The 18812-nt window shown below is 68.7% G+C and carries 16 protein-coding genes and 5 tRNA genes; 10 read left to right on the top strand and 11 right to left on the bottom strand.

Annotated elements, in window-relative coordinates:
* Positions 1-64 precede the first annotated feature (64 nt).
* From clpP to J2Y70_RS00445, 4 genes are all read right to left on the bottom strand, one after another.
* Complete coding sequence (clpP, locus tag J2Y70_RS00460) at positions 65-691, bottom strand: ATP-dependent Clp endopeptidase proteolytic subunit ClpP (RefSeq protein ID WP_145701584.1); 627 nt, start codon at positions 689-691, stop codon at positions 65-67.
* A 136-nt stretch (positions 692-827) separates the two neighbouring features.
* On the bottom strand, positions 828-2123 hold the full coding sequence (tig, locus tag J2Y70_RS00455; protein ID WP_263397463.1) for a trigger factor: 1296 nt from the start codon (positions 2121-2123) through the stop codon (positions 828-830).
* Positions 2124-2338: 215 nt separating this feature from the next.
* Positions 2339-2423 (bottom strand) — tRNA-Leu (locus J2Y70_RS00450).
* Between the two features lie 256 nt (positions 2424-2679).
* Positions 2680-3285: a helix-turn-helix domain-containing protein gene (locus J2Y70_RS00445; protein WP_309912212.1), complete on the bottom strand. Its 606-nt coding sequence runs from the start codon at positions 3283-3285 to the stop codon at positions 2680-2682.
* Between the two features lie 47 nt (positions 3286-3332).
* Between J2Y70_RS00445 and J2Y70_RS00440 the strand changes: the two genes are divergently transcribed.
* Entirely contained in the window at positions 3333-4697 is a 1365-nt protein-coding gene (locus tag J2Y70_RS00440; protein ID WP_309912210.1) for a S41 family peptidase, read from the top strand.
* 95 nt (positions 4698-4792) lie between these two features.
* On the opposite strand, the gene J2Y70_RS00435 is transcribed toward J2Y70_RS00440, so the two are convergent.
* From J2Y70_RS00435 to J2Y70_RS00420, 4 genes are all read right to left on the bottom strand, one after another.
* Positions 4793-4868 (bottom strand) — tRNA-Lys (locus tag J2Y70_RS00435).
* Positions 4869-4944: 76 nt separating this feature from the next.
* Positions 4945-5021 (bottom strand) — tRNA-His (locus J2Y70_RS00430).
* Positions 5022-5057: 36 nt separating this feature from the next.
* A tRNA-Arg gene (locus tag J2Y70_RS00425) sits at positions 5058-5134 on the bottom strand.
* A 46-nt stretch (positions 5135-5180) separates the two neighbouring features.
* Positions 5181-5257: transfer RNA gene (locus J2Y70_RS00420), tRNA-Pro, on the bottom strand.
* Positions 5258-5411: 154 nt separating this feature from the next.
* Between J2Y70_RS00420 and J2Y70_RS00415 the strand changes: the two genes are divergently transcribed.
* Complete coding sequence (locus J2Y70_RS00415; protein WP_286038036.1) at positions 5412-6188, top strand: Bax inhibitor-1/YccA family protein; 777 nt, start codon at positions 5412-5414, stop codon at positions 6186-6188.
* A 141-nt stretch (positions 6189-6329) separates the two neighbouring features.
* Here the strand turns inward: J2Y70_RS00415 and J2Y70_RS00410 are convergent, their stop codons facing one another.
* The 3 genes from J2Y70_RS00410 to grxC all read right to left on the bottom strand — a co-directional run bounded on the left by J2Y70_RS00410 (position 6330) and on the right by grxC (position 8235).
* Positions 6330-7337, bottom strand: coding sequence for an isocitrate dehydrogenase (locus J2Y70_RS00410; protein ID WP_263397460.1), 1008 nt, complete (start codon positions 7335-7337; stop codon positions 6330-6332).
* A 176-nt stretch (positions 7338-7513) separates the two neighbouring features.
* Positions 7514-7927, bottom strand: coding sequence for a carboxymuconolactone decarboxylase family protein (locus J2Y70_RS00405; protein ID WP_309912206.1), 414 nt, complete (start codon positions 7925-7927; stop codon positions 7514-7516).
* Entirely contained in the window at positions 7924-8235 is a 312-nt protein-coding gene (grxC, locus tag J2Y70_RS00400) for a glutaredoxin 3 (protein ID WP_309912204.1), read from the bottom strand. Before grxC ends, J2Y70_RS00405 begins: the two co-directional genes overlap by 4 nt.
* 155 nt (positions 8236-8390) lie before the next feature.
* Between grxC and J2Y70_RS00395 the strand changes: the two genes are divergently transcribed.
* The 8 genes from J2Y70_RS00395 (at position 8391) to lpxH (ending at position 18790) form a co-directional block, all read left to right on the top strand.
* On the top strand, positions 8391-10034 hold the full coding sequence (locus tag J2Y70_RS00395; RefSeq protein WP_263397457.1) for a M48 family metalloprotease: 1644 nt from the start codon (positions 8391-8393) through the stop codon (positions 10032-10034).
* A gap of 82 nt (positions 10035-10116) precedes the next feature.
* On the top strand, positions 10117-10806 hold the full coding sequence (gene phoB, locus J2Y70_RS00390; protein ID WP_003468516.1) for a phosphate regulon transcriptional regulator PhoB: 690 nt from the start codon (positions 10117-10119) through the stop codon (positions 10804-10806).
* A 64-nt stretch (positions 10807-10870) separates the two neighbouring features.
* On the top strand, positions 10871-12196 hold the full coding sequence (gene phoR, locus J2Y70_RS00385; protein WP_309912202.1) for a phosphate regulon sensor histidine kinase PhoR: 1326 nt from the start codon (positions 10871-10873) through the stop codon (positions 12194-12196).
* 11 nt (positions 12197-12207) lie between these two features.
* Positions 12208-14304, top strand: a complete 2097-nt coding sequence (ppk1, locus tag J2Y70_RS00380; protein ID WP_309912199.1) for a polyphosphate kinase 1 — start codon at positions 12208-12210, stop codon at positions 14302-14304.
* 59 nt (positions 14305-14363) lie between these two features.
* Positions 14364-15887, top strand: a complete 1524-nt coding sequence (gene ppx / locus J2Y70_RS00375; RefSeq protein ID WP_263397454.1) for an exopolyphosphatase — start codon at positions 14364-14366, stop codon at positions 15885-15887.
* A gap of 152 nt (positions 15888-16039) precedes the next feature.
* Positions 16040-17170 carry a glycosyltransferase family 1 protein gene (locus tag J2Y70_RS00370; protein ID WP_309912197.1) on the top strand — a complete coding sequence of 377 codons (1131 nt, stop codon included), beginning with the start codon at positions 16040-16042 and terminating at the stop codon, positions 17168-17170.
* Positions 17154-17699, top strand: coding sequence for a phosphatase PAP2 family protein (locus J2Y70_RS00365; RefSeq protein ID WP_263397452.1), 546 nt, complete (start codon positions 17154-17156; stop codon positions 17697-17699). The genes J2Y70_RS00370 and J2Y70_RS00365 overlap by 17 nt, the downstream gene beginning before the upstream one ends.
* A 353-nt stretch (positions 17700-18052) precedes the next feature.
* On the top strand, positions 18053-18790 hold the full coding sequence (gene lpxH, locus J2Y70_RS00360) for a UDP-2,3-diacylglucosamine diphosphatase (RefSeq protein ID WP_309912194.1): 738 nt from the start codon (positions 18053-18055) through the stop codon (positions 18788-18790).
* Positions 18791-18812 lie beyond the last annotated feature (22 nt).

The following is an 18812-nucleotide window of genomic DNA, read 5'->3' as shown; positions in this document are numbered from 1 at the left end:
CGGGAGGACGCTAGCCCGACCCCGGCCCTGCGGAATACGCTGCGTTTTGCAGTACATGCAAGCCTTATGCCGGCTGGATCGACTCTTCCGGACGGCGCTCCAGCACCTGGTCGACGAGCCCGTAGGTCTGCGCGTCGACGGCGCTCTTGAAGTTGTCGCGCTCGGTGTCGCGGGCGATGGTTTCCAGCGACTGGCCGGTGTGCTTGGCGAGGATTTCGTTCAGCCGCGCGCGCAGGGTCAGGATCTCGCGGGCGTGGATGTCGATGTCGGTGGCCTGGCCCTGGAAGCCGCCCAGCGGCTGGTGGATCATCACCCGCGAATTCGGCAGCGCGTAGCGCTTGCCGGCCGCGCCCGACGCCAGCAGCAGCGCGCCCATCGAGGCGGCCTGGCCGACGCAGATGGTGCTCACGTCCGGCTTGATGTACTGCATGGTGTCGTAGATCGCCATGCCGGCGGTGACCACGCCGCCCGGCGAGTTGATGTAGATGCTGATGTCCTTTTCCGGGTTGTCCGCTTCCAGGAACAGCATCTGCGCCACGATCACGTTGGCCATGTGGTCGTCGATCGGACCGACCAGGAAGATCAGACGCTCCTTCAGCAGGCGCGAATAGATGTCGTAGGCGCGCTCGCCGCGGCTGGTCTGCTCGACCACCATCGGAACCAGATTCAAGGCCTTGGTCACATTGTCCACGCGGGAACTCCTGCTCTGTGTGTCGTCCCTGCACGGGGATGTGCAGGGGTTGCATCGTGTCGCGCCCCACGGCTGCGAGGGCTTGGATTGCGTCTCCAACCCGCATGCAACATGCGGGCCGCCGCGAAGCGTCGCCTTACTGGCGGATCGCTTCCTGGAACGTCATCGCCTGCTCGGTGTGCTTGGCGCGCTCGGCGATCCAGTCGATCACCTGCTCCTCCATCACACGGCTCTGCAGTCCACCCATCAATTGGGGGTCGTTGCGGTACATCTCAATGACCTGTTCCGGCTCTTCGTAGGTCGAGGCGATCAGGCGCAGCGTCTCCGAGACCCGCTTGGGGTCCAGGCGCAGCTCGTTGCGGCGGGCGACCTCGCCGACCAGCAGGCCGACCAGCACGCGCTTGCGCGCCGCGTCGACGAAGCCCTGGTGGGCGTCGTCCGGCACCTGGCCCGGATCGCGGCCGGAGCGGCGCATCTGTTCCACCTGCTGCGCCAGCATCGAACGCGCTTCGTTCTCGACCAGCCGCGGCGGCATTTCCACCGACGCGTAGGCGGCGATCAGCTGCTCGCCGACCTCGCGGCGCAGCCGGTTCATCAGCGCGCCCTTGAGCTCGCGCTCCAGGTTGATGCGGATGTCCTTGCGGAACTGCTCGGCGTCGCCGCTCTTCACGCCGAAGCTCTTGATGAACTCCTTGTCCACCTCCGGCAGCACCGGCGCGGCGACGTCGACCGCCTTCACGTGCACCTGGACCTGCTTGCCGGCGAACTGCGGCACGCGCCAGTCGGCCGGGAAATCGACCGTCAGGGTCTTTTCCTCGTCCTTGGACAGGCCGACCAGGCCCTGCTCGATCGCCGGGAACATGACGCCCGACCCGATCACACTGCTGCCCTTCTCCACGCCCTCGGCGGGCAGGCGCTCGTCGCCGGCCTGCGACCAGGTCTCCAGGGTCACTAGGTCGCCGTCCTGCGCCGGGCGCTCGGCGGGCTGCCAGGTGCGGCGCTGCAGGCGCAGGTTCTCGATCATCTGCTCGATGTCGGCATCGGTGACCTCGGCGGTGTGGCGGACCACTTCGAGCTTGGCCACGTCGATGTCGCCGAAATCCGGCACCACTTCGAAGGTCGCCACGAACTGCAGCTCGTTGTCGCCGGCGCGGTCGATGCGCGGATTGCCGGCCAGGCGCAGCTCGTGCTCGCGCACCGCCGAGTCGAAGGTCTCGCGCAGCAGGCCGTCCAGCGCCTCGGCGCGGATCTGCGGGCCGAAGCGTTGCTCGATCACCTTGGGCGGGATCTTGCCGGGGCGGAAACCCTTGATCCGCGCGGTCCGCGCGACTTCGCGCAGGCGGCCGCCGATATGGGTCTCCAGGCGCTCCTCCGGCAGGGTGAAGGTCAGACGCCGTTCCAGGGTACCGGTGGTTTCGATCGAAGCTTGCATGTGGACTCCTGCCACCGGGAGCCCACGGCTCTCGGCACGATGTAGAGAAATACGGGTTGACGCGGGCACGGGACGGCCGCCGCAGCCGGATAGTTTCGCCTATTCCCGCGGTGCCTGCCAGCGCACCCGGTCGACCGGCGCCGGCATGGGCCTGGCGCGACGGGCCTGCGGACGGGGCTGCAGGGGGACGGCGGGCCGCGCGAGCGGCGCCGGGATGGTGCGAAAGAGGGGACTCGAACCCCTACGCCTTGCGGCACTGGTACCTAAAACCAGGGCGTCTACCAATTCCGCCACTTTCGCGCTGCGGCGCAGGACGCGCTCGCCTGCGCATTGTTGCAGGCCTGCCGGCAAAGAAAAAGGCACCTGGCTGAGCGGATGCCGTCCATCCGGTCGGCGACAGGGGATGCGCGGCTCCACATCTGGTGGAGCGCGGGAGGCGACGTCAACCGGCTGCAAGCAACACGTTGGGCATGCGCGTCGCGAAGACGCGTCTCGCGTGGCCGACGGACGGGCGCCCCGCCAAACGCCAGCCGCGAGGCGACGTCCCGCCTGCCGTTCAGCGCTTGGGCGCCCGGCGCCGGCCGCGCACCGCCGCCGGCGCGAGCACGAACGCCAGCGACATCGGCCGGTCGCGCGAGGGATCGCGCGGGCGGCTCAACAGGTCGCACAGCCGCTCCAGCAAGGCATTGGCTTCGGCCAGTTCGGCCGCGTTGAGCCAGCCCTTGTTGCGTGCCGCCCACAGTTGCCGGGCGGGGCCTTCGACCTCGACCCCGGGCTGCTTCAAGGCCGCCTGGAAGTCGCGCTCGGCGACCTGCGCCAGGCCCTTGGCATAGGCGGCCAGGGCCGCAGCCGCCTGTTCGTCGGCCAGATCGTAGGCCAGTCGCAGAGGTGCGCCGGCGCTGCCCGCGAGCCGGAAGATCCGCTCCCCGGCCGCGCCCTCGCCTTCGCGCACGAGTTCGCTCTCGGCGAGCAGTTGCAGGTGGTAGTAGAGGCCGTCCGCCGGCCGCCCCAACTGTTCCGAGAGGTCCGCAACGCTGGCCTCCCCGCCCAGCGAGGCCAGCGTATCGACCAGCTCCTGGCGGACCGGCGAGGCCAGCAGACGGATGTGGGCCGGATCACGGATCGCGGCGGCATCGAGCGGCGGTTTGGCTTTCTTCGTCATATTGAAATTTTATGGTATTTTTTCAACACACTTTCCGGGAGGTCGTCATGCCAAGGCTGCCACTGCTCCGAGCATGCCTGCTCTTGCTTGCCGCCACGCCGGCGCTGATCGCGCCCGCCCTGGCGGCTGAACGCTACAGCACGCAGCAGCTGCGCGCCGACATCGACGCCCTGGAAGCGGGAATCGCCGCGACCCACCCGCAGCCATCGCATTCGACCGATCCCATGCGGCTGCAGTCCGCGCTCGACGCGCTGCGCCAGCGGGTCGCGACCGGATTGGACCGCGATGCGGCCTGGCGGGAATTCTCCACGCTCAACCCGCTGCTTGCCGATGGCCACTTCTTCGTCGGCTATGCCGACTGGCGCGCGGAGACGGAACGTCATCTGCGCGACGGGGGCGCCCTGTTTCCCTTCGAGGTCACGGTCGATGCGCAGGCGCGGGTGCGGATCCTGTCCGACCTGGGCGGCGCCCCGACCGCCCTCGCCGGCCGCCGGGTCGCGACCATCAACGGCGTTCGCGCGGACGCGGTCGCGCGCGCATTGCTCGCGCACGTGCACGGCGACAGCGCACGCTTCCGCGCCGACCTGCTGTCGCGGCGCTGGTGGTTCTTCTACTGGAAAGTGTACGGCGCACCCGCGACATTCCGGCTGACCCTCGCCGGGCCGCCGCAGGCGCGGCTGCACCAGACCGCAAGCCACGCCCGCCCTTCAATCCTGGTCGGCGAGGACGAGTTCGACCGGCAGTTCGGCTTCGAGCTGCGCCCGGGCGCCGCCGCGGTCATGACCATCCGCACCTTCTCGTGGCCCGAGCCCGCCGCCTTCCTGGAGTTCACACGCCGCGCGTTCCAGCAGATGCAGGCCAGCGGCACGCGGACGCTGATCATCGACGTACGGCAGAACGGCGGCGGCGACGATGCGCTGTGGCTGCAAGGGCTGCTGCCCTACATCGCCGATCGCCCCTACCGCTGGGCGTCGCGCTACACCAAGAAGGTGATCCGCGCCGACCCGTCGAAACATGAACGGCTGGGCGAGGTGCTGAGCGGCCCCATAGAGACATGGAGCACCCCGCAGACGGCGGACCCGCTGCACTTCGACGGCAAGGTCTATGTACTGGTCGGCCGCGGCACCTATTCCTCGGCGGTGCTGTTCGCCGACACGATGCAGGACTTCCGCTTCGGAACGCTGCTCGGCGAAGGCGCCAGCGCCAGGAGCACGCAGACCGGCGGCGTCCAGAAGATCGTACTGCCGCACACCGGGCTGGCGCTGTGGGTTCCGCGGCTGCTGCTGGTGCGGCCGTCGGCAGCGGCGACACCGATGCTGCTGACGCCGGACATCGCCATCGACGACGATCCGCTGCGGCCCGACGCGATGGTGGAGACCGCATTGGCGATCGCGGCGGCGGCGCGGGACTGAGCAAGGCACCGTGCGCGCCCATGCCATCGCCGGCTGCTCCGCGCGCGGCACATAAAAAAACAGCCACTTGGCTTGCGCTAAGTGGCTGCTTGATTTGGTGGGCCGTCAAGGATTCGAACCTTGGACCTATTGATTAAGAGTCAACTGCTCTACCAACTGAGCTAACGGCCCTGAAACTGAGTCGCGCATTTTATGCGCTTTTTTGCTTCGTTGCAACACCCCGCGAAGCAGCGGGTCACACGATCAATGGGGTGGCTGAGGGGACTCGAACCCCCGACATCTGGAATCACAATCCAGTACTCTAACCAGCTGAGCTACAGCCACCATTGAACTCTTGCAACACCCTGCCCGGCACCGATGTGGCGCGCCCGACAGGAATCGAACCTGTAACCGCCGGCTTAGAAGGCCGGTGCTCTATCCGGTTGAGCTACGGGCGCCCGGGGCCGGATTGTCGCATTCCTCTCCGCCGTTTGGACATCGGATTGGTCGGGGTAGAGGGATTCGAACCCCCGACATCCTGCTCCCAAAGCAGGCGCGCTACCAGACTGCGCTATACCCCGGCGGAACATCCCTCGCGGCCGAGGCCGGAAAGGTCGGCTATTGTGGGAACCTCGCGGCCCGGTGTCAACGGCACGCGGCGTCACCGTGGCCTGCGCTATGCTCGGCACTTGCGGCCGATACGGGCCAATCGTCTTTTTTACAGGGAGAAACAGCATGATCCGCAGCGGCAACCCCGCCTTGAAGGAATCCACCTTCCTCGACCTCGGCAGCGGCGCGGTGGTCTCGCGCGACGGCGAGGCGATGACCCTGAACGGCACCATCCACAAGACCGGCGCGTTGCTGCTGTTGACCGTGCTGACGGCGGCGTTCGCCTGGAGCCAGTCGATCTCGATCGACGGCGCCGGCAAAGAAGTGATCGCCCCGGGCATCATCGGCTACGTGCTGGGCGGCGCCATCGGCGGCTTCATCCTGGCCATGATCACCACCTTCAAGAAGACCTGGGCGCCGATCACCGCGCCGCTGTACGCGCTGGTGGAAGGCTTCTTCCTGGGTTCGATCTCGGCGATGTACGAAGTGCGCTTCAACGGCATCGTGCTGCAGGCGGTGCTGCTGACCTTCGGCACCCTGTTCGCGCTGCTGTTCGCGTACCGCAGCGGGCTGATCAAGGCCACCGAGAACTTCAAGCTCGGCGTGGTGGCGGCCACCGGCGGCATCGCACTCGTGTACCTGGCGACCATCGTGCTCGGCTTCTTCAACATCCAGATCCCCTTCATCCACGCCTCCGGCACGGTCGGCATCCTGTTCAGCCTGTTCGTGGTGGTGGTGGCGGCGCTGAACCTGGTGCTGGACTTCGACTTCATCGAGAGCGGCGTGGAACAGGGCGCGCCGAAGTACATGGAGTGGTACGGCGCGTTCGGGCTGATGGTCACCCTGGTGTGGCTGTACATCGAGTTCCTGCGGCTGCTGTCGAAGTTGCAGTCGCGAAATTAAGCCGGGAGTCGGGAATCGGGATTGGGGATTCGCAAGAGCGGCTCCCTGTGATCGATGAGCGGAAGTGGCTTCAGACAAACTTCCGAGCAAAAGAAAGGGCGCCTCAAGGCGCCCTTTATTTTTTGCGATCTTCCGGCGCGCTCAGAGGCGGCTGGCGATGGCCTTGGCGAAGCCCATGGTGTTGCCGCTGCCGCCCAGGTCCGGGGTCAGCCCGTCCTTGGCTTCCAGCGTGGCGACGATGGCATTGCGCAGGCGCTCGGCGTTCTGCGGCTGGCCGACGTGATCCAGCAGCTGCGCCGCGCCCAGCAGCAGCGCGCACGGGTTGGCCTTGCCCTGCCCGGCGATGTCCGGGGCCGAGCCGTGCACGGCCTCGAAGATCGCCGCGTCGACGCCGATGTTGGCGCCCGGGGCCAGGCCCAGGCCGCCGACCAGGCCGGCGCACAGGTCCGACAGGATGTCGCCGAACAGGTTGGTGGTGACGATGACGTCGAACTGCTCCGGACGCATCACCAGCTGCATGCAGGCGTTGTCGACGATCATTTCCTGGAATTCGATCTCCGGGTAGTTCGCCGCCACTTCGCGCGCCACCTTCAGGAACAGGCCCGAGGTCGACTTGATGATGTTGGCCTTGTGCACGGCAGTGACCTTCTTGCGGCCGGTCGCCCGCGCCAGGTCGAAGGCGTAGCGGACGATGCGCTCGGAGCCCTTGCGGGTCACCTTGGCCATCGACACCGCGGTCTCGCCGTCGGCCGACACTTCCTGGCCTTCGCTCAGGTAGGCGCCTTCGGTGTTCTCGCGCACGGTGATCAGGTCCACGCCGGCGCCGAAGCGCGACTTGGTGTTCGGGAACGACTTGGCCGGGCGCACGTTGGCGTACAGGTCGAACTGGCGGCGCATGGCCACGTTGATCGAGCTGAAGCCCTCGCCCACCGGCGTGGTCAGCGGGCTCTTCAGCGCGATCCTGTTCTTGCGGATCGAGTCCAGGGTGGCGGCCGGCAATAGATCGCCGTGCTTCTCCAGGGCGACCAGGCCGGCGTCGGCGTATTCGTAGGTGAGGCCGGCGTTCAGCGCGTCGAGCACGAACAGCGTGGCGTCCATGATCTCGGGGCCGATGCCATCGCCACGGATGACCGTGATTGTCTGCGTCATAGGATTGCGGTTTCCGTACAGAGGGGGAGCGCGCCGGCCGGAAGCCCGGGCTGCAGGCGCAAGGAGGTTTCACCGGTAATTATGCCCGAAGCCGGTGAAGGCTCCCAAACCGCCGCGGCGCCGAAACGCAGCGCGCCGCCCGTGGGCGGCGCGCATCGGGCCGATCCGGGCGGCGCTCAGGCGTGCGCGTGCTCCGCCGGCGCGGCGGCCGCGCCGTCCTCGAGCTTGTCGAGGAAATCCACCGCCCGGCGCAGGTGCGGGATCACGATCGAGCCGCCGACCACCAGGCCCACCGAGAAGGTCTCGAAGAACTCGTCGCGCTGCACGCCGGCCTCCTTGCACTGGGCCACGTGGTAGCTGATGCAGTCGTCGCAGCGCAGCACCAGCGAGGCGACCAGGCCGAGCAGTTCCTTGGTCTTCACATCCAGCGCGCCGGCCTGGTAGGTCTGGGTGTCCAGCGCGAAGAAGCGCCGCACCACCTGGTTCGGCTCGGCCAGGATGCGCTGGTTCATGCGCTGGCGGAACTCGGTGAACTCGCGCACCCGGTCCTGGCCGTCGCCACCCTCGCCGCCGGTCTGCGCAGCGCTCATGCCTGCGCCTCGGGCGCCTGGCCGTCGAGCAGCGGCTGCAGCTTGCCGGCGCGGTGCAGCGCCATCATGTCGTCGTAGCCGCCGACGTGGGTGTCGCCGACGAAGATCTGCGGCACGCTGGTGCGCCGCGCCAGGGCCACCATCTTCTCGCGCTCGGCCGGGTCCAGGTCGATGCGCACCTCGATCCAGCTGCGGCCCTTGCTCTTCAGGAAGTTCTTGGCCGCCACGCAGTACGGGCAGATCGCGGTGGAGTACAGGGTGATCGGCGGGCCGCCGGCCTGGCCGGCGTCGGCATGCTGGGTGTCCATAGGAAACTCCGGGCGCTGTAAGTGGTCCAAGCCACTATGGTAGCGGGCGGGTGGATTTTCGAGTCCGCTGCCGCAACACTGCGGATTACCGTGGATTCACCCATCGTATCCGGAACGCCGCCCGCGGCGCCCTTGCTTTTCTCCTGGAGCCTGCCTTGCGCCCGCTGCCGCTTGCCTTCGCAATTACCCTGGCCACTGCCGCCGCCGTCGCGCCGGCGCAGGAGAACAAGCTCCCGGACATCGGCTCCTCGGCCGGGGAATTGCTGACCCCGGCGCGCCAAGCCGAGTACGGCAAGATGATGCTGGCCGAGCTGCGCAACTACGACTACGTGCTCGAGGACCCGCTGATCGGCGACTGGCTGCAGACAATGGGCACCCGGCTCGGCGCCAACAGCGACCAGCCGCAGCAGAAGTACACCTTCTTCATGCTGCGCGACCGCCAGATCAACGCCTTCGCCACGCTGGGCGGCTACGTCGCGGTCAACGCCGGGCTGGTGCTGACCGCCGAGCGCGAGGACGAGGTCGCCGCGGTGCTGTCGCACGAGATCGCGCACATCACCCAGCAGCACGTGCTGCGTGGGGTGGAGCGGGCGCAGCGCGACCAGGTGCCGATCCTGCTCGGCATGCTCGCCGCGGTGGTCGCCGCGCAGCAGGCCGGCGGCCGTTCCAGCGGCGACGCCACCCAGGCGGCGATCGCCAGCGGCCTGGGGCTGATGCAGCAACGCCAGATCGACTACACCCGCTCCAACGAATCGGAGGCCGATCGCCTGGGCATCCGCACCCTGGCGCGCAGCGGCTACGACGTGGATGCGATGGCCGGCTTCTTCGAGCGCATGTCGCTGGCGATGCGCGGCAACCAGGGCGGCTACAGCACCCCCGACTACCTGATGACCCACCCGGTCACCACCACCCGCATCAGCGAGGCGCGGCAGCGCGCCGAGCAGATGAAGAAGAACACCGTGACCCTGACCACCCGCGTGCCCGGCGGCACCTTGCAGGAGCGGGTCGACCCCAACGACGTGTCGCTGAGCCAGCCGCTGGGCGCGCCCAGCAACCCGTTGCTGCCCGGGAGCCTGCAGCTGCCGTTCGACACCTATGCGCGCGGCACCAGCGGCCAGTTCGAATGGGCCCGCGAGCGCCTGCGCGTGCTCAGCGCCAATACGCCGGCCGATGCGGTGCGCGAGTACGAGGGCCTGCGCCAGGGCAGCAAGCAGGGCCTCAGCGATGCCCAGCGCTACGGCTTGGCGCTGGCCCGGCTGCGCGGCGGCGGCAGCGCGCTGGACGCGACCAAGACCCTGGAGGAGCTGTTGCAGGCGCACCCGGACAGCTGGTGGTTGGGCCTGGCGGTGGCCGAGGCCGAATCGCGCAATGGCCGCGTCGCGCAAGCCAACCAGCGCTTCGACGGCCTGCTCAAGCGGCTGCCGAGCAACCGCGCGGTGGCACTGACCTATGCCGCCGCGCTGAACGAGCAGGGCGGCCGTGCCGCCGGCCAGCGCGCGCAGGCGGTGCTGCGGCCATTGCTGGCCGCGGCGGCCGACGATCCGGTGTTCCAGCGCACCTTCGCCCGCGCCTGCGAGCTAGCCGGGGACGGCAATCGCGCCGGCGAGGCCTATGCGGAAGCCGCGTATCTGAACGGACGCCCCGAACAGGCGCTGATCCAGTTGAACAACCTGAAGAAGCGCGAGGACCTGGATTACGTGGCGCGCGCCCGCATCGATGCGCGCATTGCCGCGATCACGCCCACGGTGCTGGAGCTGCGTCGCCAGGGCGTGGAGGATCCGGATGTGAAACAACGCTGAAACGCCATACAGGCGCCGTCACTGAATCGTAATAAAACCGTAGTCTACTGGCGACCTCTCCTCCCAGTCCCACGGTGCCGTCGTGCAGAAACGCATCCTGATCGTCGACGACGAACCCGCCATCCGCGACATGGTGGCGTTCGCCCTGCGCAAGGGCGACTTCGAACCGGTCCACGCCGGCGACGCGCGGGAAGCGCAGACCTCCATCGCCGACCGCGTCCCCGACCTGATCCTGCTGGACTGGATGCTGCCCGGCACCAGCGGCCTGGAACTGGCCCGGCGCTGGCGCAAGGACGCGATGACCCGCGAGGTGCCGATCATCATGCTCACCGCGCGCGGCGAGGAAAACGACCGGGTCGGCGGCCTGGAAGCCGGGGTCGACGACTACGTGGTCAAGCCGTTCTCGGCGCGCGAGCTGCTGGCGCGGATCCGCGCGGTGATGCGCCGCACCCGCGACGACGACGAGGACGGCAGCGTCTCGGTCGGCAGCCTGCGCATCGACGGCGCCGCGCACCGCGTGTTCGCCGGCGACGCGCCGGTGCCGATCGGCCCCACCGAATACCGCCTGCTGCATTTCTTCATGACCCATCCCGAGCGCGTCTACAGCCGCGCGCAGCTGCTCGACCACGTGTGGGGCGGCAGCGTCTACGTCGAGGAGCGCACCATCGACGTGCACATCCGCCGGCTGCGCAAGACCCTGGAGCCGTTCGCGGTGGAGAACATGGTGCAGACGGTGCGCGGCTCCGGCTATCGCTTCTCGTCCTCCATCTGACTGCAGCCTTCGCCTGCTATAAACGGCGGACGGACACGATCCATTGCGACAGAGCGCGCTCCCGATGCCCCGCCACATCCGTTCCGCCTGGTTCAAGACCCTCGGCACCCTGGCCGCGCTGCTGCTGCTGGCGGTGCTGGTCGGCTGGCTCGGCGGCCACGTGTGGATGGCGCTGACCCTGATGGCGCTGGCGGTGATGGGCTGGCACTACTGGCGCCTGCGCCGCGTGCTGCGCCGGCTGACCGCGCGCCAGCGCTGGGAGCCGCCGGCCGGCACCGGCGTGTGGAACGAACTGGACCGGCTGCTGTACCGCAGCCAGGCGGAGATGCGCACGCGCAAGCGGCGCCTGCTGGACATGCTGCGCGCCTACCGCGCCGCCGCCGCGGCGCTGCCCGACGCGGTGGTGGTGGTGGACCGCAACAGCCAGCGCATCCAGTGGTTCAACGAAGCCGCCGGCACCCTGCTCGGCCTGCGCCATCCCGGCGACCTCAACGTGCCGGTGGTCGAACGGCTGCAGCCGATGCCGCTGGCGCACTGGCTGGCCGGCGGCCGCAACGCCGAGCCGATGCTGGATACGCCCTCGCCGATCGACGACCGGCTGCGCCTGAACCTGCGCCTGATCCCCTACTCCGACGACTACTGGCTGCTGGTCGCGCGCGACGTCAGCAAGCTGCTGCAGCTGGAGCAGGTGCGCCGCGACTTCGTCGCCAACGTCTCGCACGAACTGCGCACGCCGCTGACCGTGGTGCACGGCTACCTGGACATGCTCGATCCGGAGGATTTCCCCGATTCCGGGCCGATGATCGCCGAGATGCGCAAGCAGTCGCAGCGCATGACCCAGTTGGTCGAAGACCTGCTGACCCTGTCGCGGCTGGAATCGCAGGAGCACGCCAACGAGGAGAGCATCGCGATGGCGCCGATGCTGGCCACGCTGCGCCGCGAGGCCGAGGCGCATAGCCAGGGCCGGCACCGCATCGAGGTGCACGACGAGGCCGATCTGGACCTGGTCGGCTCCAACAAGGAACTGCACAGCGCGTTCTCCAACCTGGTCACCAATGCAGTGCGCTACACCCCTGCCGGCGGCGCGGTCAGCATCACCTTCGCCCGCGAAGGCGACGGCGCGGTGCTGTCGGTGCGCGACAGCGGCTACGGCATCCCGTCGCACCATCTGCCGCGCATCACCGAACGCTTCTACCGCGTCTCCAGCAGCCGCTCGCGCGAAAGCGGCGGCACCGGGCTGGGACTGTCGATCGTCAAGCACGTGCTGGGCCTGCACCAGGCGCGGCTGGACATCGAAAGCGAAGTCGGCAAGGGCAGCACGTTCTCCTGCCACTTCGGCGCCGGACGCGTGCATCCGCGGCACGACCATGCCACCCTGACCTCCGCCTAACGAGTACCGCCATGCCACGCGCCGCCGCCCTGCCGCCCACGCCGCCACCGGACGTTCCCAGCGACCCGCTGCGCGACCCGTCGCTGTACCTCAACCGCGAACTGTCGCAGCTGGACTTCAATTTCCGCGTGCTGGCGCAGGCGCAGGACCCGAGCGTGCCGCTGCTGGAGCGACTGCGCTTCCTGTGCATCTCCTGCACCAACCTCGACGAATTCTTCGAGATCCGCGCCGCCACCGTGCGCCACGCGCTGGAATTCGGCCTGCCGCCGGCGCCGGACGGGCTGAGCTCGAGCGCGATCCTCAACACCATCCACGATCGCGCCGCGCAGCTGGTCGACCATCAGTACCGCTGCTGGAACGAGGTGCTGCGCCCGGCGCTGAAGGAAGCCGGCATCGGCGTGCTCGGCCGCAACAGCTGGAACGCGCGGCAGAAGCGCTGGCTGCGCGCCTACTTCCGCAACGAGATCATGCCGGTGCTGTCGCCGCTGGGCCTGGACCCGGCGCATCCGTTCCCGAAGATCCTCAACAAGTCGCTGAACATCGTGGTGGTGCTGAAGGGTACCGATGCGTTCGGCCGCATCGGCCACCTGGCGATCGTGCGCGCGCCGCGCTCGCTGCCGCGCATCATCCAGCTGCCGGAAAGCCTGTCCGAAGGCGGGCAGAGCTTCGTGTTCCTGTCCTCGGTGCTGTCCACCTTCGTCGACGAACTGTTCCCGGGCATGGAGGTGATGGGCTCCTACCAGTTCCGCGTGACCCGCAATTCCGAGCTGGTGGTGGACGAGGAGGAAGTGGAGAACCTGGCGCTGGCGTTGCGCGACGAGTTGGTCAACCGCGGCTACCGGCCGGCGGTGCGGCTGGAGATCGCCGAGGACTGCCCGAAGTCGATCATGCGCACGCTGCTGCAGAACTTCGAATTGCCGGAGAACGCGGTCTATCGCATCGACGGCCCGGTCAACCTGAGCCGGGTCAACCAGGTCTACGACCTGGTGCAGCGCCCGGACCTGAAGTACCCGTCGATGAATCCGCGCACGCTGCGCGACAGCGAGGGCATCTTCGAGATCGCCGCCGCCGGCGACGTGCTGCTGCACCATCCGTTCGACGCGTTCACCGCGGTGCTGGACCTGATCAAGCAGGCCGCGGTGGACCCGCAGGTGCTGGCGATCAAGCAGACCCTGTACCGCACCGGCAAGGACTCGGGCATCGTCGATGCGCTGGTGCTGGCCGCGCGCAACGGCAAGGACGTGACCGTGGTGGTCGAACTGCGCGCGCGCTTCGACGAGGAAGCCAACCTGGGCCTGGCCGATCGCCTGCAGGAAGCCGGCGTGCAGGTGGTGTACGGCGTGGTCGGCTACAAGACCCACGCCAAGATGCTGCTGATCGTGCGCCGCGAAGGGCGCAAGCTGCGCCGCTACGTGCACCTGGGCACCGGCAACTACCACAGCGGCACCGCGCGCGCCTACACCGACCTGAGCCTGATCACCGCCGATGCGGACATCTGCAACGACGTGCACCTGCTGTTCCAGCAGTTGTCCGGGCTGGCGCCGAAGATCCGCCTCAAGCGCCTGCTGCAATCGCCGTTCACCCTGCACCCGGGCGTGCTGCACCGGATCGAGCGCGAAACCAAGCTGGCCCTGGCCGGTCGTTCGGGCCGCATCATCGCCAAGATGAACGCGCTCAACGAACCGCAGGTGATCCGCGCGCTGTACGTGGCCTCGCAGGCCGGGGTCAAGATCGACCTGATCGTGCGCGGCGCGTGCACGCTGCGTCCCGGCGTGCCGGGCGTGTCGGACAACATCCGGGTGCGCTCGATCGTCGGCCGCTTCCTCGAGCACAGCCGCGTCTACTGGTTCGGCAACGACGGCGCGCCGGAACTGTTCTGCGCCAGCGCCGACTGGCTGGAGCGCAACCTGCTGCGCCGGGTCGAGACCTGCTTCCCGATCCTGGATCCTAAGCTGATCCAGCGCATCCATCGCGAAGTGCTGAAGAACTACATGGACGACAACCTCAACGCGTGGGAACTGGACGCCAGCGGCACCTACCGCAAGCTGACGCCGGGCCAGGACCAGCCGCCGCATTCGGCGCAGCTGGCGCTGCTCGACGGGCTCTGAACCACGCCACGCGCGCGCCGATGGACGGCACCCGCCGTGCATCGGCTACCATTCCGCCCATGCCTCCCATCTCCCCGTACACGCCGTTGCGCGATGGCGACCTGCTGGCCGCCGTCGACCTGGGTTCCAACAGTTTCCACATGGTCGTGGCGCGGTATCAGCTCGGGCAGTTGCGGGTGGTGGACCGCCTGCGCGAGACCGTGCGCATGGCCGACGGCCTGGACAACAAGGGCGGGCTGTCGGCCGAAGCCCGGCAGCGCGCGCTGGAGTGCCTGGCGCGCTTCGGCCAGCGTATCCGCGACGTGCCGTCGCTGCGGGTGCGCGCGCTGGCCACCAACACCGTACGCCAGCTGCGCTCGCCGCAGGCGTTCCTGATCCCCGGCGAGACCGCGCTCGGCCATCCGATCGAAGTGGTCAGCGGGCGCGAGGAAGCGCGCCTGATCTACCTCGGCGTGGCGCATGCGCAACCGCCCAAGCCGGACCAGCGCCGGCTGGTGATCGACATCGGCGGCGGCTCCACCGAATTCATCATCGGCCGCGGCTTCCAGACCCTGGAGCGCGAGAGCCTGCAGGCCGGCTGCATCGCCAGCACGCGGCGCTTTTTCCCCGGCGGCAAGCTGTCGAAGAAGAAATGGAAGGACGCGCTGACCGAGATCGGCGCCGAGTTCCAGCAGTTCGCCGGGCTGTACCGCGCGCTGGGCTGGCACGAGGCGCTGGGGTCGTCGGGCACGCACAAGGCGATCGGCGAGATCTGCGCGGCGATGAAGCTGACCAAGGGCGCGATCACGGCCGAGGCGCTGCCGCAACTGCGCGAGCGCCTGCTGCTGGCCAAGCGCATCGAGGACATCGACCTGCCCGGCCTGTCCGCCGACCGCCGGCCGATCATCGCCGGCGGCGTGCTGGTGCTGGAAGCCGCGTTCCAGGCGCTGGGCCTGCAGCGCCTGATGGTGAGCAAGGCGGCCATGCGCGAAGGCATCCTGTACGACATGCTCGGCCGCGGCGGCGAGAACGATCCGCGCGAAACCGCGATCGCCGCGCTCACCCAGCGCTACGGCATCGACGAGACCCAGGCCGCGCGCGTGGAAGGCACCGCGATGGCGCTGTTCGAACAGGTCGCCACGGCCTGGGCGCTGGATGCCGACGATGGGCGCATGCTCGGCTGGGCCGCGCGCCTGCACGAGCTGGGCCAGGTCATCGCGCACAGCCAGTACCACGTGCACGGCGCCTACGTGCTCGAGCACTCCGACATCGCCGGCTTCTCGCGGCAGGAGCAGCAGGTGCTGGCGACGCTGGTGCGCACCCACCGCCGCAACGTGCCCAAGACCGCGTTCGATGCCCTGCCCGACCGCCTGCTGCTCAGCGCCAAGCGCAAGGCCGCGCTGCTGCGGCTGGCGGTGCTGCTGCATCGCGCGCACGAATCCGAACCGATCCCGTCGCTGGAACTGAAGGCCGACGGCGACAACCTGCACCTGATCCTGTCGCAGCCGTGGATCGAAGCGCGGCCGCTGCAGCGCGCCGACCTGATCGGCGAGGTCGAGGGCATGGCCGGGCTGGGGATCAATTTCCGGCCGTTTGTGGCTTGAAGGCCGGGATTGGGGATTCGGGATTGGGGATTCGTAGCGCCCTCTAACTGGCGCGCCGCTAAACGTCCTGGGCCGGCGTCATCATTTCTACATGCGGCGGACATGTTCGCTTCACCGCTGCGCGCGAAGCTTTGGCAAACCGGAGCCTCAACATGCGCTACGCGATCGTCACCGAGACGTACCCCCCTGAGGTCAACGGCGTCGCGCTGACCGTGCAGGGGCTGGAACTGGGATTGCGTGCGCTCGGCCATCAGGTCGACGTGGTGCGGCCGCGTCAGGTCGGCGACCACGACGACGATGCGCACCTGGTGCGCGGTGCGGCGCTGCCGCGCTACCCCGGCCTGAAGTTCGGTCTGCCCGCGCCGCGGCGCCTGGCCCGGTTGTGGCAGGCCACGCCGCCGGACGCGGTCTACATCGCCACCGAAGGCCCGCTGGGCTGGTCGGCGCTGCGCACCGCGCGCCGCCTGGGCATCCCGATCGCCACCGGCTTCCACACCCGCTTCGACGAATACCTGCCGCAGTACGGCGCCGCCTGGCTGCAGTCGACCGCGCTGCGCTGGATGCGGCGCTTCCACAACCAGGCCGACGCGACCCTGGTGCCGACCCGCGAACTGCTCGGGTTCCTCGCCGGGCAAGGCTTCCAGCGCGTGCGCCTGCTGGCGCGCGCGGTGGACAACCGCCAGTTCGAACCGCAGCGCCGCGATGCGCAGCTGCGCCGCGAATGGGGCCTGGACGACGCTGGCTGCGCGGCGCTGTACGTCGGCCGCATCGCCTCGGAGAAGAACCTGCCGCTGGCGGTGCGCGCGTTCCGCGAACTGCAGCAGCGGCGGCCGGACGCGCGCTTCGTGTGGGTCGGCGACGGCCCGATGCGCGAGCGCCTGGCGCAGGAGAATCCCGACTTCATCTTCTGCGGCGTGCAGCGCGGCGACGCGCTGGCACGCCACTTCGCCAGCGGCGACCTGTTCCTGTTCCCCAGCCGCAGCGAGACCTTCGGCAACGTGACCCTGGAAGCGATGGCCAGCGGCGTGGCCACCGTCGCCTTCGACTACGGCGCCGCGCGCGAATACCTGCGCGACGGCGTCAACGGCGCGGCGGTGGCCGACGACGCGGACTTCGTCGCCGCGGCGCTGCGCCTGGGCGGCGACGACGCGCTGCGCAGGCGCCTGGGCGAGGCCGCCTGCGCGGCGATGCAGCAGCTGCGCCCGGAACGGGTGGTGGCCGATTTCGAAGCGCTACTGGGCGAACTGGCATCCAGCAGGAGGACACATGTCGACGCGGCTTGAGATCTTGCGCGGGCACGAAGCCCGCTGGTGCCGTCAGGCCAACCACTGGTGCCGGCAACGTTCCGTGCGGCGCTTCTTCGCGATGATCAGCCGGCTCGGCGACGGCGTGTTCTGGTATGCGCTGATGGCCTTGCTGGTGGTCTGCGACGGCATGGACGGCGTGTTCGCGTCCGCGCACATGGCCGCCACCGGGGTGGTCGCGCTGAGCCTGTACAAGGGCCTCAAGCGCTGGACCCGGCGCCCGCGCCCGTACGCGGCCGACCTGCGCATCCGCGCCTGGGTGGCGCCGCTGGACGAGTTCAGCTTTCCGTCCGGGCACACCTTGCATGCGGTGTCGTTCGGCATCGTGGCACTGGCGTACTACCCGTGGCTGGCACCGCTGCTGATCCCGTTCATCGCCTGCGTGGCGCTGTCGCGGGTGGTGCTGGGCCTGCACTACCCCAGCGACGTGCTCGCCGCCACCGGCATCGGCGCGCTGCTGGCCGGGATGTCGCTGTGGCTGCTGCCGATGCCGGCGTTGCTTGGGTGAGACTCGGGACTCGGGACTCGGGACTCGGGACTCGGGACTCGGGACTCGGGACTCGGGACTCGGGACTCGGGACTCGGGACTCGGGACTCGGGACTGCAGGATGATGTCCCGGCGCAAATCGCTGTCAAGCGATTTGATGCAAAAAGGGCCGCTTTTTTTAAAGAAAAAGCGGCTTTTTTTGGTTATAGCTAACCGCTTTTCTGTAGGAGGGGCTTCAGCCCCGACGCCTTACCGGTAACGCGTCGGGGCTGAAGCCCCTCCTACAGAAAACGCGCATCGCTGCAGACATGGGAAAATCCCGAGTCCCGAGTCCCGAGTCCCGAGTCCCGAGTCCCGCCCCGTACAATGCCCCAATGACCACCCTGTTCATCTCAGACCTGCATCTGGATCCGGCGCGGCCGGCGATCACCGAGTTGTTCCTTGAGTTCCTGCGTGGCGAAGCGCGCTCTGCCGACGCCCTGTACATCCTCGGCGACCTGTTCGAGGCGTGGATCGGCGACGACACGCCGTCCGCGGCGGCCGATGCGGTGGCGCTCGAACTGCGCGCAGTGAGCGACGCCGGCGTGCCGGTGTATTTCATGCATGGCAACCGCGATTTCCTGCTCGGCGCCGACTACGCGCGCCGCGCCGGCATGCGCCTGCTGCCCGATCCGTGCGTGATCGACCTGTACGGCGAACCGACGCTGCTGCTGCACGGCGACCTGCTGTGCACCGACGACACCGCTTACCAGGCGTTCCGCGCACAGACCCGCGATCCGGCGTTCCAGCAGCAGTTCCTGGCGCAGCCGCTGGCCGCGCGCATCGCCTATGCGCAGCAGGCGCGCGCCGCCAGCCAGGCGCGACAGGCGGAAATGAAGCAAGGCGACCGGGCGCAGTTCGAAACCGTCACCGACGTGGCGCCGGACGAGGTCGTGGCCACGTTCGCGCGCTACGGCGTGGCGCGGATGATCCATGGTCATACCCATCGCCCCGCGGTGCACACGCTGGAGGCGAACGGCCGCAGTTGCACCCGCATCGTGCTCGGCGACTGGTACGAACAGGGCTCGGTGCTGCGCGTGGACGCGCAGGATTGCCGGCTGCAGCAGCTGTAGTCCGCCGCCGCGAAACAACGCG

Origin of the sequence: Xanthomonas sp. 1678, from assembly GCF_031455575.1 — a bacterium.
Taxonomy (GTDB): Bacteria; Pseudomonadota; Gammaproteobacteria; order Xanthomonadales; family Xanthomonadaceae; genus Xanthomonas_A.
This window is presented reverse-complemented; position numbering and strand designations above follow the sequence as displayed.